Annotated in this window: 22 protein-coding genes; 15 read left to right on the top strand and 7 right to left on the bottom strand. The window is 58.6% G+C overall.

Annotation, left to right across the window (positions count from 1 at the left end):
* The 3 genes from ABD837_RS10785 to ABD837_RS10795 form a co-directional block, all read left to right on the top strand.
* On the top strand, nucleotides 1-633 hold a 633-nt coding region (locus ABD837_RS10785; protein WP_345054009.1), incomplete at its 5' end, for a hypothetical protein.
* Nucleotides 634-682: 49 nt separating this feature from the next.
* On the top strand, nucleotides 683-1,042 hold the full coding sequence (locus ABD837_RS10790) for a hypothetical protein (RefSeq protein WP_345054011.1): 360 nt from the start codon (nucleotides 683-685) through the stop codon (nucleotides 1,040-1,042).
* A 91-nt stretch (nucleotides 1,043-1,133) separates the two neighbouring features.
* Entirely contained in the window at nucleotides 1,134-1,340 is a 207-nt protein-coding gene (locus tag ABD837_RS10795) for a DUF433 domain-containing protein (protein ID WP_345054014.1), read from the top strand.
* A 3-nt stretch (nucleotides 1,341-1,343) separates the two neighbouring features.
* On the opposite strand, the gene ABD837_RS10800 is transcribed toward ABD837_RS10795, so the two are convergent.
* The 3 genes from ABD837_RS10800 to ABD837_RS10810 all read right to left on the bottom strand — a co-directional run bounded on the left by ABD837_RS10800 (nucleotide 1,344) and on the right by ABD837_RS10810 (nucleotide 2,794).
* Nucleotides 1,344-1,688 (bottom strand): DUF5615 family PIN-like protein, encoded by a 345-nt coding sequence (locus ABD837_RS10800; protein ID WP_345054016.1) that lies wholly within the window; start codon nucleotides 1,686-1,688, stop codon nucleotides 1,344-1,346.
* On the bottom strand, nucleotides 1,685-1,909 hold the full coding sequence (locus ABD837_RS10805) for a DUF433 domain-containing protein (RefSeq protein ID WP_345054019.1): 225 nt from the start codon (nucleotides 1,907-1,909) through the stop codon (nucleotides 1,685-1,687). Before ABD837_RS10805 ends, ABD837_RS10800 begins: the two co-directional genes overlap by 4 nt.
* Before the next feature lie 600 nt (nucleotides 1,910-2,509).
* Nucleotides 2,510-2,794, bottom strand: coding sequence for a hypothetical protein (locus tag ABD837_RS10810; protein ID WP_345054021.1), 285 nt, complete (start codon nucleotides 2,792-2,794; stop codon nucleotides 2,510-2,512).
* A 204-nt stretch (nucleotides 2,795-2,998) separates the two neighbouring features.
* Between ABD837_RS10810 and ABD837_RS10815 the strand changes: the two genes are divergently transcribed.
* Both ABD837_RS10815 and ABD837_RS10820 read left to right on the top strand, forming a co-directional pair.
* Nucleotides 2,999-3,289 (top strand): hypothetical protein, encoded by a 291-nt coding sequence (locus ABD837_RS10815; protein WP_345054024.1) that lies wholly within the window; start codon nucleotides 2,999-3,001, stop codon nucleotides 3,287-3,289.
* 155 nt (nucleotides 3,290-3,444) lie between these two features.
* Nucleotides 3,445-3,654 carry a DUF4926 domain-containing protein gene (locus ABD837_RS10820; RefSeq protein WP_345054026.1) on the top strand — a complete coding sequence of 70 codons (210 nt, stop codon included), beginning with the start codon at nucleotides 3,445-3,447 and terminating at the stop codon, nucleotides 3,652-3,654.
* 219 nt (nucleotides 3,655-3,873) lie between these two features.
* On the opposite strand, the gene ABD837_RS10825 is transcribed toward ABD837_RS10820, so the two are convergent.
* Nucleotides 3,874-4,626, bottom strand: a complete 753-nt coding sequence (locus ABD837_RS10825; protein ID WP_345054029.1) for a DeoR/GlpR family DNA-binding transcription regulator — start codon at nucleotides 4,624-4,626, stop codon at nucleotides 3,874-3,876.
* 43 nt (nucleotides 4,627-4,669) lie between these two features.
* Here ABD837_RS10825 and nudK point away from each other — a divergent pair, with 43 nt between their 5' ends.
* From nudK to ABD837_RS10840, 3 genes are all read left to right on the top strand, one after another.
* Complete coding sequence (nudK, locus tag ABD837_RS10830) at nucleotides 4,670-5,329, top strand: GDP-mannose pyrophosphatase NudK (RefSeq protein WP_345054033.1); 660 nt, start codon at nucleotides 4,670-4,672, stop codon at nucleotides 5,327-5,329.
* 78 nt (nucleotides 5,330-5,407) lie between these two features.
* On the top strand, nucleotides 5,408-5,842 hold the full coding sequence (locus tag ABD837_RS10835; protein WP_345054035.1) for a hypothetical protein: 435 nt from the start codon (nucleotides 5,408-5,410) through the stop codon (nucleotides 5,840-5,842).
* Nucleotides 5,843-5,985: 143 nt separating this feature from the next.
* The gene (locus ABD837_RS10840; RefSeq protein WP_345054037.1) at nucleotides 5,986-6,690 is read left to right on the top strand and encodes a DUF3800 domain-containing protein; all 705 of its coding nucleotides are present in this window, start codon (nucleotides 5,986-5,988) and stop codon (nucleotides 6,688-6,690) included.
* Between the two features lie 299 nt (nucleotides 6,691-6,989).
* On the opposite strand, the gene ABD837_RS10845 is transcribed toward ABD837_RS10840, so the two are convergent.
* Nucleotides 6,990-7,625, bottom strand: coding sequence for an OmpA family protein (locus ABD837_RS10845; RefSeq protein WP_345054040.1), 636 nt, complete (start codon nucleotides 7,623-7,625; stop codon nucleotides 6,990-6,992).
* Nucleotides 7,622-8,185 (bottom strand): hypothetical protein, encoded by a 564-nt coding sequence (locus ABD837_RS10850; protein WP_345054042.1) that lies wholly within the window; start codon nucleotides 8,183-8,185, stop codon nucleotides 7,622-7,624. The genes ABD837_RS10845 and ABD837_RS10850 overlap by 4 nt, the downstream gene beginning before the upstream one ends.
* A 151-nt stretch (nucleotides 8,186-8,336) precedes the next feature.
* Here ABD837_RS10850 and ABD837_RS10855 point away from each other — a divergent pair, with 151 nt between their 5' ends.
* Both ABD837_RS10855 and ABD837_RS10860 read left to right on the top strand, forming a co-directional pair.
* On the top strand, nucleotides 8,337-8,579 hold the full coding sequence (locus ABD837_RS10855) for a hypothetical protein (RefSeq protein WP_345054044.1): 243 nt from the start codon (nucleotides 8,337-8,339) through the stop codon (nucleotides 8,577-8,579).
* Nucleotides 8,580-8,684: 105 nt separating this feature from the next.
* Nucleotides 8,685-9,152 (top strand): hypothetical protein, encoded by a 468-nt coding sequence (locus ABD837_RS10860; protein ID WP_345054047.1) that lies wholly within the window; start codon nucleotides 8,685-8,687, stop codon nucleotides 9,150-9,152.
* Here ABD837_RS10860 and ABD837_RS10865 read toward each other — a convergent pair.
* A complete protein-coding gene (locus ABD837_RS10865) occupies nucleotides 9,131-9,355 on the bottom strand; it encodes a DUF433 domain-containing protein (RefSeq protein ID WP_345054049.1) in 225 nt (74 codons plus the stop codon). The genes ABD837_RS10860 and ABD837_RS10865 overlap by 22 nt on opposite strands.
* A 125-nt stretch (nucleotides 9,356-9,480) precedes the next feature.
* Here ABD837_RS10865 and ABD837_RS10870 point away from each other — a divergent pair, with 125 nt between their 5' ends.
* The 5 genes from ABD837_RS10870 (at nucleotide 9,481) to ABD837_RS10890 (ending at nucleotide 12,663) form a co-directional block, all read left to right on the top strand.
* Nucleotides 9,481-10,074: a hypothetical protein gene (locus ABD837_RS10870; RefSeq protein WP_345054051.1), complete on the top strand. Its 594-nt coding sequence runs from the start codon at nucleotides 9,481-9,483 to the stop codon at nucleotides 10,072-10,074.
* Nucleotides 10,075-10,386: 312 nt separating this feature from the next.
* Nucleotides 10,387-11,094 carry a hypothetical protein gene (locus ABD837_RS10875; RefSeq protein ID WP_345054053.1) on the top strand — a complete coding sequence of 236 codons (708 nt, stop codon included), beginning with the start codon at nucleotides 10,387-10,389 and terminating at the stop codon, nucleotides 11,092-11,094.
* A 76-nt stretch (nucleotides 11,095-11,170) separates the two neighbouring features.
* Nucleotides 11,171-11,521: a YbbC/YhhH family protein gene (locus ABD837_RS10880; protein WP_345054055.1), complete on the top strand. Its 351-nt coding sequence runs from the start codon at nucleotides 11,171-11,173 to the stop codon at nucleotides 11,519-11,521.
* Between the two features lie 140 nt (nucleotides 11,522-11,661).
* The gene (locus tag ABD837_RS10885; protein WP_345054057.1) at nucleotides 11,662-12,237 is read left to right on the top strand and encodes a DUF4142 domain-containing protein; all 576 of its coding nucleotides are present in this window, start codon (nucleotides 11,662-11,664) and stop codon (nucleotides 12,235-12,237) included.
* A gap of 108 nt (nucleotides 12,238-12,345) precedes the next feature.
* Nucleotides 12,346-12,663, top strand: coding sequence for a hypothetical protein (locus ABD837_RS10890; protein ID WP_345054059.1), 318 nt, complete (start codon nucleotides 12,346-12,348; stop codon nucleotides 12,661-12,663).
* Nucleotides 12,664-12,727 lie beyond the last annotated feature (64 nt).

The raw sequence follows: 12,727 nt of genomic DNA on the forward strand, positions 1-12,727 counted from the left end.
ACTTTATTTGCGCGGACTCAAAGCCATGCACTACACTTTGACCAAACTGGCTGCGTAACATCAGATATTAAGATGGCCTGCACACGAGTCAAAGAGCATCGAATGCTATTCAGTTTTCATGTGACTAATGGCACAGTAACTAAGGTCGGACAGTATCCATCGCAGGCAGATTTAACATTGCCGGACTTCCGGAAGTATCAGCCTATTCTTAGCAAGGAGAAATTCCATGAGTTGAACAAGGGCATAGGCTTAGTATCGCATGGCGTAGGTATTGGGGCTTTTGTCTACTTGCGTCGAGTATTTGAAGACTTAATTGAAGAAGCGCATCAGATAGAAAAAGCCGAAGCACATTGGGATGAAGAACTATATAACAAATCGAGAATTAAAGAACGTATTCAATTGCTGCAACATCGATTACCGAGCTTCTTGGTTGAAAACAATTCTATGTATTCAATCCTAAGCAAGGGTATTCATGAACTTAGCGAAAGGGACTGCCTAGATTTTTTTCCAGCAATGAAGTTGAGTATCGAACTGATACTGGACGAAAAGCTAGAACGTTTTGAGAAGCAAAAGAAGATTGCGGAGGCTAAAGCTTCAATTGCTAAAATCCAGGCTCAGTTGGCGAAGGAATAACTTAGAGCTTTAGCATTCTACCAATTGTATTTGGAGTAATTGTTCTGCCATGCAAGCACGTATTATTCAACAGGAACTGAAAATTCCGTTTCGGAAAATATGTCAGCTATTGGGAAGTAATAATCTAACGTTGCTTGACAACTTATCTCCTGTACAAATACAGTGCTTGAGGTCTTATGCTTTTGAACTAGATGAGAATCAGCAGAAGGAACAAGGGCTGAAAGCCATTGAAGCAGCTAAAACAAAGGGGCAAAGAAGGAGGGAACGTCAAGCTAGACGTGAAGCCAAGCATTCCCCTAAAAAGAAACCTGCTTCCCCCAATCCGCTAAATCCTAATTCATATGTTTTTCCGCAGGACGTTATAAAAAGGGGCGTAATATATACGCCTACTAATGGCAAGGTCAAATGACACTCTAGCTTCGCCAGCCGCTGCCGCCCCCGGTCGCGGCGGGGGGGCGGGTGGGGTCGGGGTCGGGGCGGCGCTTTCGTATCTTAGCCACATGGAAACTGCTGCTTCATCGGCGCATCCGCGCATTACCATCAACCCGAACATCTGCCACGGGCAGCCCACCGTGCGCGGGCTGCGCTACCCGGTGCAGAACGTACTCGAATACCTGGCGTCCGGCATGACGGAGGCCGAAATCCTGGCCGACTATCCAGATTTGGAAGTGGAGGATTTACGCGCCTGCAAAGCCTACGCGGCGTAGCGTTTACGGCAGCGCGTTACCAATCTCCACGAATGGTTCGCCGGCTTCCAGCAGCCCTATTGCGGCGGGCAGAGTGGCTAGCAGCACTTCTTGCAGCCGCTCGTTGGAGGTGTTGCCGCAGGTGAGCCAGATAACCTGGGGCGGCGGGCCGAAACGGTCGAGCAGGTGCCGGAAGTCGGCGTCTTTGGTGAGCACAACGGCCCCGGCAGCTTTGGCGGCCCGGAATATTTCTTCGTCCTCGGCATCGCGCAGGCCCAGCGTGCGAAGGGCCACGGCCTCCACGGGAAATTTCCACTTTATCCACGCCGCGATGAGGGGCGAGAGGTGGGCATCAATCCAGATGGTCATGCGGCAAGGCGCGGGTAGTCAATCTGGCGGGCGGCGTATTGCAGGGCAGCTTGCAGGTCGGGGGCTTCGAGGTCGGGCATCTCGGCCAGAATCTGCTCGGCGCTGAGGCCAGCGGCGAAGAGCTGGAGCACATCGGCCACGCGGATGCGCATGCCGCGAATGCAGGGCCGGCCGCCGCACTGGCGCGGGTTGGTGGTGATGCGATGCTGCAAAGATTCCATAGGGCTAAGATACTAGCGTTTCCTCAGCCGCTGCTGCCCCCGGTAGCGGCTGGGTGGCGGTTGGGGATAGCTTGCTTTGGAGTAGTTGTGCCGCCGTCATTGCATCCAGCACGTCCTGCTTCAGTGGGCGTCCGCTTGTCGAAGCAGCGCTACCGCCGATACGCATGGTGAAGGGAGTTGCGAAAAGGGAGTAGGGGGCGGGGACGTCCCGCCGCTTGTCGTGGGCGGCAGGCCGGGCACGCATGGGAAGGCCAGAAGGGGGACTCAAAAAAAAGACGATTGAAATTTGAGTCCCCCTCCCCAGGGAACTCAAATTTCAATCGTCTTTTTTTTGAGTCCCTTGGACAGAGGAGTTCAATTTTCGGTCGCCTCTTTTTTTGAACCCCTCGTGCTGCGAACGGGCCATCAGACAGTAAACCCTGGCTCCTACTTCGGCGGCCGGCTAATAGCTCTATTCGGAGTGGCGCTGTGCCGCTGCCGAAACCAAGCGCTTGGTCGTCCAGTAGCCCAACCCAGTGGCAGCGTAAAAAGGAATTACGCCGTTCTGTAGTATCGCCCAGCCGCTGTCGCCCCCGGTGGCGGCGGCTGGGCGTTTTGGTGCTATTCTTTTCTTGTGTCGTATTGCACAAATTTCTCTCCTCCAGCCCCCACAAGTTCTGTATGGCCGCCGTAGTTGATATGATTCATCGTTAGGCCGACCATTGAAGTGCCGCCGGCCTTTAGCCGAACCATTGCCCACAAATGGATGCGTTCATACCGCAGGTTATCGGCATCCCCATCATTGTACACAGCATAAGCGGGCACGCTTGGCGCAACAAGTTGCTCAACGCTGACAATGTCAGGGTCCATCAAATGATGTTGGTCGGCGAATTCTTCGTCAAACATTGCGGGAGGAATGAATAGGGAAAGGCACTGCTTTCGCAAGGTAGTATCACCCAGCCGCTGCTACCCCCGGTGGCGGCTGGTGTGGCGGTTGGGGCCGGGGTCGGGGTCGGGGCGGCGCTTTCGTATCTTAGCCACATGGAAACTGCTGCTTCATCGGCGCATCCGCGCATCACCATCAACTTGAAGAAGGTATAGCTTTACCGCATGTTCGAAGGCTACGAAATTGACTTTGGGAAGCTCAATCTGAGTTGGCTACACAGCGTCAGCATTGAATTGAACGAGATGGCCGAGCTGTTGGAATTATCTCCGCTTACTTGGTTGTATCTTGGAGAGGCTGGTGAGTACGAAATCACTGGCTATACCAAATACCGCAAGTTTGTCACGGTGAACTTTCGACTTATCGAGCATAAAGCCGTGATTGAATCTGTAAACCTCCCCAGCTATGGCCGAATCCGAGAAGTCATCATCAAACAATACATCGAAGCGGCCGAGTGATTACACAAGCCGGGGCGAGTTGGTGGAGGATGCCGAGCGCCGCCACATAGCCGGCCCGCTGACGCGGGAAGAGTTTCTGGCCTTTCTCTTGAAGACGGGCAAGGTGCCACCCGGCACGAAGCTGAAACAAGAATCCTAAACTTCTCCAGTCGCTAATGAAATCCTTTGCTGAATTAGACATTGTGCAATTGCAGCAAGCGCATCCGGAATGCGGCTTGTCGGCGGGTGCGTTGGGTACCGTGGTGCTGGTTCACGCGCAAGGTGAGGCTTACGAAGTAGAATTTGTGCAGCCGGATGGCCGCACCCAAGCCCTGCTGACGCTGCCTGCGACCGAAGTAACTAAGCCACTCCAGCAGGCTGCGTAGAAGCTTTTTTCTCAGCCTTAACAACACCCGCCACGCCTCTGCTTCTTCGGACGCAAGCGCACCAGGGCGGGTTTTTTGTTGCCGTATCATCAACTTCACTCAGCCGCTGCCGCCCCCGGTCGCGGCTGGTTTGGGGTTGGGGGGTAGGTGAGGGCGAAGCGGAATAGCGGGAGGAAAGCAGTAGTGCCCGGCGGTGGGCAAGTTGCTGGCAGAGTTGGGCTAGGCCAGTACCCGCAGGCCGGTTTCCCGGTACTGGGCCAGCAGTGCTGGCGGGGCGCCTGCGTCGGTGACCAAGGTGTCAACTAACGACAAGGGCGCAAATTGGAAGTACTTGTCCTGCTCCAGCTTGCTGGCATCGCAGAGAAGGTACACCTGGCGGGCAGCAGCGGCAGCGGCCAAGCTGATGGTGGCTTCCTGCTCGCTGTTGGCACTAAGACCCCGGGCGAGCGAAAGGCCATCGACGCCCAGAAAGGCCTTGTCGACCTGGTAGCGCCGGAGCTGCTCGGCGGCTACCAGGCCGTGCATGGCCTGACGCTCGGCATCAACTTCGCCCCCCGCCACTACCACCTGTACCGCCGAGCCTGCCAACTCGAAGAGCACGGGCAGCGAATTGGTAACCACCCGCAGCTTGCGGTGCCGAATGAGCCGACACAGCGGAAAGGTGGTGCTGCCACAATCAATAAAAACGGTGTCGCCGTCGGTAATCTCGGCCGCCGCCAGCCGGCAGATGTGCTCCTTCTGGGCAAGCTGGGCAGTAGCCTTGCGGGCAAAGGACACCGGGTCTTTGGCTATGCGGGGCAGCACTGCCCCGCCGTGGGTGCGTACCACCAGCCCCTTGGCGGCCAGGTGGGCCAAATCGCGCCGAATGGTGATGGGCGTGGTCTGGAGCTGGCGGGCGGTGTCGGCCACTTCCAGGGTGCCATGCTCGTCCAGAATGGCCAGCAGGCGCTGCTTGCGCAGTTGAAAATTCATTGTTTCAGTGTTACTTACCCCAAGTAATCACAAATAAACAAAAATGAACACAAACGAACCAGGGCTTCTGCATAACGAACACATTCACCTGCGCGAACAGGTGGTCCTATCCGATAACTGGTACACGCTTCGTAAAATAACTTTCGATTACCGGCGAAAAAACGGCACCTGGGAAACGCAGTCGCGGGAGGCCTATGACCGGGGCAACGGGGCCACCATTCTGCTACACAATCCGGCGGCCGACACGGTGGTCCTCACCCGGCAATTCCGCCTGCCCACTTTCGTCAACGGCAACGCCACGGGCATGCTCATCGAAACCTGCGCCGGCTTGCTGGACGATGAGCATCCCGATGCCGCCATTATCCGCGAAACCGAAGAAGAAACCGGTTACCGCCTCACTGCCGTAGAAAAGGTACTGGAGGCCTACATGAGCCCCGGCTCGGTCACCGAACGCCTGTATTTCTACCTGGCCGAGTACTCTGCCAGCACTGAGCGCTTGGCCGGAGGGGGCATTGAGGAAGAAGAAATAGAAGTGCTGGAACTACCCCTCACCCAAGCGCTGGCCATGGTAGCCACCGGCGAAATCCAGGACGGCAAGACAATTATGCTGCTTCAGCACCTGCGGCTGCGGCAGCTCACGAAGCTGTTCGCGCACCATTCGTACTTGGAGTTGTCGCGTACGCCGCTGGTAACCCATCAGTAAGAAGGAACTCCAGCCTCTCTTAGCCGCTGCCGCCTCCGGTCGCGGCTGGTTGGCGTTTGGGGGCCATTAACTTGCTGCATGAAAGCTTTGGTTTGCCGTTTTGTGATTAGTGCGCTGCTGTCGACTGCACTGGTGAGTTGCCGTGACGGCAGTTCTACTGATATAGGCGATGAGATGGCCTTCTCGTGGTACGGCAGCCATGATTACACCAACATCTACCACGGAGGCGCCCCCCGGGATGGCGGCGTGCCAGTCATTCCGGGCGGCTGCGATTCAGCTAAGTGGAACGACCGCTACGTGCTGACCAAAGGCGAATACTGGCGCTACAGAGTCAGGAAAGACGTGTTTGGTATTATCCATCCGCCACCCGATAGCCTGGTCTATTTTGTGGTAGACAAAAAGCGCTACGATGGTCACCAAGAACTTGACCCAGCCCTACACGGCCCGCTAACCAAGCCGGAACAAGCCGATTGGGAGCGCCGCATTCCAGGGCGATATCAAGTCCCGGAGTAGCGGAGCTTTACGGTGTTTTACGCCGTCAGCGTAGTATCATTAGCCTCCCCAGCCGCGGCCGCCCCCGGTCGCGGCTGGGTGGCGGTTGGAGGCCGGGGCGGGCATGAGATGGCTCCACGCGTAGGTTTGGCCCGATGTATTTCATGTATGTAGACGAGAGCGGCGACCCTGGTCGCTACAATGGCAGCAATACGCCCCACTTTATTCTGAGTGGATTGATTGTGCCAGCACAGGAGTGGCAGCTGGCGCTGGAACGCATCACCGCATTTCGGGAGGCCGTGAAGCAGCACACGGGACTGGCCAAGCGAGAAGAAATTCATAGTGCCGAACTGATTCGGCCAGGCCGGCAGGTGGCGTACAAGCAGATTGCCAAGACGGCCCGGATTCAGATTCTGCGTGACTTCGTGGGCGGAATGCCCGGCTTCTTTCCTAATGCTCGAATAATCAATGTGTGCTTGGATAAGCAGCGGTTCCCACATTATGGTGCGTACCTGCTGCCCGCCTGGCAGCGGCTGCTGGAGGGATTTGAGCTGTTTTTGGCCTCGCAGCAAGCCTACGGAGCTGTCATGTCGGACGCTACCGATGCAAACGGGCTGCGTGGGCTGCTGCGCGTAATGCGCAAAGGTCCTAATCCCCCGCAATTCCTGCTAGAGGACGTTTTTCACTGTGCTTCCGAGCATTCTTATTTCGTGCAGGCGGCCGATGCCATTACCTATTGCCTTTTTCGGCAGGAATACCCCAAAGGCAGCACCCGCAAATTCAACCTCGGCAACCTGTTCCAAAGCCTCGATGGGTTACTGTTGAAATCGGCGGCTCCCGCCGGTACGCAAGGAATTATCCGAGCCTAACGGGCAAAAAAATGCCCCGGTTGGTACAACCGGGGACTTTGTCGTGGCCCAACGAAGGCGACAAGGCCTAAGTGAGTCACAGTGCAAATATAACGCAACTGCCGGAATTTGGTTCGAGTCCAGTTAGGGCTCGAACCAGTAACCGTATCACTGTATCGTTCAGTCGCCGCCGCCCCTGGGAGCGGCTTGTGGGCGGGTAGTTTGTTCTGGGTACACAAAGCTGGAGGCTCGCAGCGGCGACCACGCAAAAAAGCCCCGGCTGCGCGGGGCGCGACCGGGGCTCTGGCAATTGGGGCCGCTTACGAAATGATGACTTCGACGCGGCGGTTTTGCTGGCGGCCGTCGGGGTTGTCGTGGCCATCGGGCGTGGTGTTGGGCGCTACGGGGTTGGTTTCGCCGTAGCCCTTCACCTGGGTTTGGCCGGGGGCACCGGGGGCGTGGGTGCGCAGCCAGTCGGCAATGGCCTGGGCGCGCTGCTGCGACAGCTTCAGGTTGTACTGGTCGTCGCCCTTGGCATCGGTGTAGCCGTTGATTTGCACGCGGCTTTTGGCGGCCTGCTGCACCACCTGGGCCAGCTTTTCGAGTGTGGGCACGGCCTCGGGCTTGAGGTCGGCCTTGTCGAAATCGAACAGCACGTCGGCGTTGAAGTTGATGACGAGGCCCGCCGCCGTTTGCTTGCCGCCAAGGTCGCTGATGAGGCCGCTCAGGTCGCTCACGCTGCCGCTGAGACGCTGGCCTTGGTCGGCCGGGGCGGGACGAGGGCCGGCGGCCGGCGGTTGCGAGGAGGGGGCGGCCGATTGGGCGGGGGCGCTGCTCAGGAGTGAGCCGGCGTCGGCGGGCGGGGCGGTTTGGGTGGTCGGCTGGTTGTCGGGGGAGCAGGCCCCGGCCAGCAGCGCCCCGAGCAGGAGGCTGCCGGCCCTCGTCAGGCCCTTCATCGCTGCACGGCTATGCCATCGAAGGAACCCACACCGGGCACCACCAGCGAAACCGTCTGGCTGGTGGCGGGCGGTGCCGGAAACTTGAATGTGGCGATACCAGGGGCCCCTTTGTCGACGCTGACGCGCAGTTCCTTCTTGTTGGCGCCATACAACGGCACAGCCATGAAGGTGCCGGTCTGGTCTTTCAGAAGGGCGTACTTTTTAGAAGTAGCGTCGTCCACGTAGTTTATCTGGTCGAGGGGGGTGTAGATGGGCGTAATACCCGCACCATCCGGTGGAAGGCTGTATTGCAGCTCCATCGTGAGGATGTCGCCCCGCACAATGGCTTTAGTGAGGGCCACCTGAGTGCCTTTGGGGCCGGGCTGCGTATCGAGGGCTGCCTTGGCGGGCGTTGCGGCAGGCGCGGACGCGGCGGGAGCGGACTCGGTGCGCACCACGCCGGTTTCGGCGGCAGGAGTCGGCGCGGTCGCAGCGGTGGCGGTTTCGTCGGTCGACTTTTGGCCGCAGCCAGCCAGACTCAACAGCAAACAGCTTATCGCAATGATTGACTTGTGCATACATGTAGGAAAGGTGAGCCTAGAGTACGCACGAACCTCGGTGGCGGTTATGGCCAGCCAGGCACTGCGCCGGCCCGCCGCTACTGCCAGGTGCCTCCCGCAGCGACGCAAAACGGCCTCAAACCCTGGCTAGAGCCGGGTATTCAGCAGCGTGAGGCAAGCGCATTGCGAGGCAAGCGAGGCCAATGCTAACCGCAGCCCCTCGGCAGCGGCTGGGTCTAGCAGCTTCCTGCTCCACGGCCAGCCGTACAAGCTGCTGCTGGTGTCCACCGGCAGCGTCAGCACTATCGATTTATTGGAGTTGTTCCGCCAGTTCCTACCGCAACTCACGCGGGTGCTGACCTTCTATTCGTATGTGGAAATGTCGCGGACGATGCTCACGACCCACCGATAAGAAACTGAAGCTTCTTCAGCCGCTGCCGCGCCCAGGAGCGGCTGGGGTGGTGCTTTTGCGGTAGCTTGCCGCTCGCAGGTTGTGTCCGGTCTGCATCGCACCCCCATGAAGACCCTTCTCTCCGAACGACTTGCGCTCCACGGCCTATTGGCCATTTTCCTGAGCACTACGCTATTTCATGTGCTGGTGATGGTCGGAGTGATACCCTTTGCCCTGGTGTGGGGAAGTCGGCTGCAGGACCATTCACAAATGCTGCGCTTCGAAGCCGTGTCGCTTACCATCACCTTGCTGATGCTGGTCGTGGTGGGCGTGCGCGCCGGCTACGTAAAAATCAGGATTCCGCCACGGGTGATGACCGTATTCTTTGGGCTCATGTGCCTGCTTTTCCTGGTGAATACGGCCGGCAACCTGGCGTCCAATAACCCGCTTGAGCAGCTACTATTCACGCCGCTAACGCTGCTGCTGGCGCTGTTGAGTTTGCGGGTGGCCTTGGGAAGTGTCCGTCAGTCGAGCCGCGGTGCGGGGCGAGAGGTGGGCGTCAATCCAGATGGTCAGGCGGCCAGGCGCGGGTAATCCATCTGGCGGGCGGCGCATTGCCGGGCGGCCTGCAAGTCGGGCGCTTCGAGGTCGGGCATTTCGGCCAGAATCTGCTCGGCGGTGAGGCCAGCGGCGAAGAGCTGGAGCACGTCGGCCATACGGATGCGCATGCCGCGAATGCAGGGCCGGCCGCCGCACTGGTGCGGGTTGGTGGTGATGCGATGCTGCAAGGATTCCATGTGGCTAAGATATTAGGGTTTCATTCAGCTGCTGCTGCCCCTGGGGGCGGCGGGTTGGCGTTTGGGGCAGCTTGTAGCAGTAGTTAGCTTTACCCTAGTAAACACTGGCGGAACATCCACAGCAAATGGCAGTCTCAGAAGCAGCATTGAAAGAAAACTACCGTCGGCTTTCTGATGAAAAGCTGATGCGCATAGCGTCGGAGGATGCAACCAAACTCCGGCCAGAAGCCTTGGTGCTGCTTAGGGAAGAACTCGGTACGCGAGGCCTGACGGAAACAGCCGAGCGAGCCATTGATGCCCAGTTCAGGGTCGTTAGCGAAGAGGAAATTGTTAAATACTGCGGGCTGCTCCAAGCACAGCCGTGCCCCATTTGTCGTTCTTCCACGCAGCCGCTCAACGCTGCTCTAACCAGTAAGGTGATAAGCTTTTTGGTGATGACAACTTGGAAAAAGCAGTTTGCCATTGCTTGCCCGACCTGCCTCGATAAACTCAACCGCGATGCCAGCATCAGCACCGCCTTACTAGGCTGGTGGGGCTTCCCATGGGGCATCATCCGAACCATTCAGGCGCTTATTGCCAACGGCAAAATGGAAAAGACCAACCATGTGCCTTGTCCCAATGCCCTATTGAAAGCCTTTGTGGTTGGCAATGTTGGCCGTATTGAAGCCGTGAGGGACAACGCAGGTGACTTGCAGGCGTTGATTAAGCAGCGCATTTGAGCCAGTAGGCATAGTGTCACTAAGCCGCCCCCGCCCCCGGTCGCGGCTGGTGGGGGGCCGTGGGGCCGCCCCGTAAGGCCACGCAGCGCTGCCCAATGCGTTGGGGCCGCCCCACTGACCGGCGCAGGGCTGCGCGGCCCTACGGGGCGGCCCCGTAGCACGGAGCAGCGCTGCGCTGCCTTATGGGGCAGCCCCGACGCTCCCAGCAGCGCTGCCCCAGCCAGCGGGGCGAAATGGAATAGGAAAAGAGCGTGAATAGCTATACATTGACATGTAAATACATTCCACATCCAACCCTTTTACCCAACTCCCATGTCGCCTACCACTCCCGAAGCTTCGGCTGCTACCGCCGCCCCCGATACCAAGCCCAACAAAGTAGCCGGTTTACCCAAGTCCCAGCTCGCCCTGGCCACCCTGGGCGTGGCCGCCGCCAAGGCCTGGCAAACTTCCGAGCTGCCCGCGCTCCTCTTCGTGACCAAAGCCGCGTTCAGCACCCAGGCCGCCGCCTACGCCGCCAGCCTGGGCACCGCCGATGCGGTCGGCGACGGCACCAGCCCCCAGTCCAGCCGCTTGAAAACGCTCGACAAGCTCATCACCAAAAACCTGAAATTCGTGAAAGGCTACCTGGCCGAAGACCACGACGAGGACGGCGGCGAAGCCTATTACGCCGAGTTCGGCATCGTGCGCGAGGGCAAGAACTTCCGCCTGCCCACCGCCCGCACGGCCCGCGCCGGCGCGCTGGGCAAGCTGGTGGCCGCCCTCACCGCCCACCAGTACGACAAGAAGAAATTCGGCTCCGCCTTCTGGCAGCCCATCGCCACCGAGTACGCCCAGCTGGCCAAAGGCAGCGGCGAGCTGCGCGGCGCGGCCTCCGAAGCCGTGGGCCAGAAAAATACCCTCGAAGCCCCGCTGCGCGTGGTGCTGGGCGCGCTCGTCTTGAGCATCAGGGCCAACTACCCCGACGAGGACACCCAGCGCGGCGTGCTGCGGGCCTTTGGGTTCCAGAAGGAGGTGTACTAGCGCCCGCTGGGTCACTGCATCAGCCAGCCGCTTCCGTTTTGGGGGCGGCTGGTTTGGTTTTGGGGTAGCTTGCAGGATGAAGCAGCCAGTCGTTCTTACGCTCGTTGTGGGGCTGCTAGTAGTGGCAAGCGGCGTCAAAGCTCAAACCCCGAAGGTGGAGCCACCGGAGCCCACAGCAGCACCGAGTTACACACCGGCTAGCGGGTTCGTGCCCGATGCTGCCACCGCCAAAAGGATAGCCGAAGCCATCTGGCTGCCTATTTATGGCAAGAAGGTGCTGAACGAAAAGCCTTATCAGGCCACGCTAAGCAGCAAAGGCGTGTGGGTGGTGGAAGGCTCCCTGCCCAAAGGCATGGACGGTGGAACAGCCTATATCGAGATAAGCAAGCAGGACGGCCGAATCTTGGCGGCTACTCATGGGAAGTAACTGACGCATCGTTCAGCTGCTGCCGCGCCCAGGAGCGGCGGGGGTGGGGTTGGGTTAGGCGACATGAAAACAACGCTTGCGGAGTAGTGTATTATTGAAATATATTGCAGCGTCAAGGTTCCTCTCGATTGCTTCTGCTTATGAACTCTCGGTATCTCACCCCGCTTTTCTTGTTTTGCTTACTGCAACTGGCTGCCTGCAGCAGCGACAAGGCCGACAAGGCAACCAACACAGCAGCGGGACAAAAAGGAGGTCCAGGCCAGCTCGACCACTTCGCATATTTCTTTATGCCGCTGGCGGGTTGTGCGGGCATCATGGAAGTAGAGTTGGGCAAGATTGCCGCTCAACGAGCTACCGCCCCCCGTGTTAAGGCTTACGCCACCCAAATGGTACAGCAGCATACGGCCATAAACGATGAATACCGGACGTTGATGCGGCGCAAAGGGCTGGTGCCACCGGATACCATGATGCGGGAGCAGCGCCTAAAAGTGGACAGCCTCCGGAATATGAGCGCCGCCGAGGTGGACCAACGCTACACCACCATGATGGTGAACGACCACGGCATGGCAGTTAAACTATTTGGCATGGCCTACGACAGCGCCCAGGATGCCGAGTACCGGGAGTGGCTGGGGCGAATGTGCCAAATAGTGCGCGAGCATCATCAGCACGCTTTGGCCCTCCGCGGAGGCACTGGGCACCATCAAGGAAGCATGTAGCTTAGTGGAAGCGTAGCCGATAAACCCCAGCCGCTGCCGTGCCCAGGAGCGGCTGGTGTGGCGGTTGGTACCACGGGTATCTTTGCGCCACACCGTTGCCTTTCCCCTATGCGCAAACTAGTCCTTGGTGCCGTTTTCACGGCCATGATTTCCCTGAATGCTCTCGGCAGCCCGCCGAGCCTGGTGGTTGTGCAGTTTCACGGGCGCAATAATACCATCACGATTTCGCGGGGACCGGGCAAAACGGAAACCATGAAAGTGCCGGAACCCCGCCTTCCCAAAAACCAGGCGGCCTACTCTGAGCAGCTACTCGCCATCTTCACCAGCCTCTACACCGAAGGCTACGAGATAAAGAATAGCACCGTGAACAACATCACCAGCGAGGGAGGCATCGAAACGGTGACGTACGTTTTTGTAAAGCCTTGACGACAGCAACTACATGGCGTTTGGGCCGTGGGCCCTGTACCTTGGCTGCCTGCAAAATCTACCT

The sequence above is a fragment of the Hymenobacter glaciei genome (assembly GCF_039539585.1).
In the GTDB taxonomy this organism is placed as follows: domain Bacteria; phylum Bacteroidota; class Bacteroidia; order Cytophagales; family Hymenobacteraceae; genus Hymenobacter; species Hymenobacter glaciei.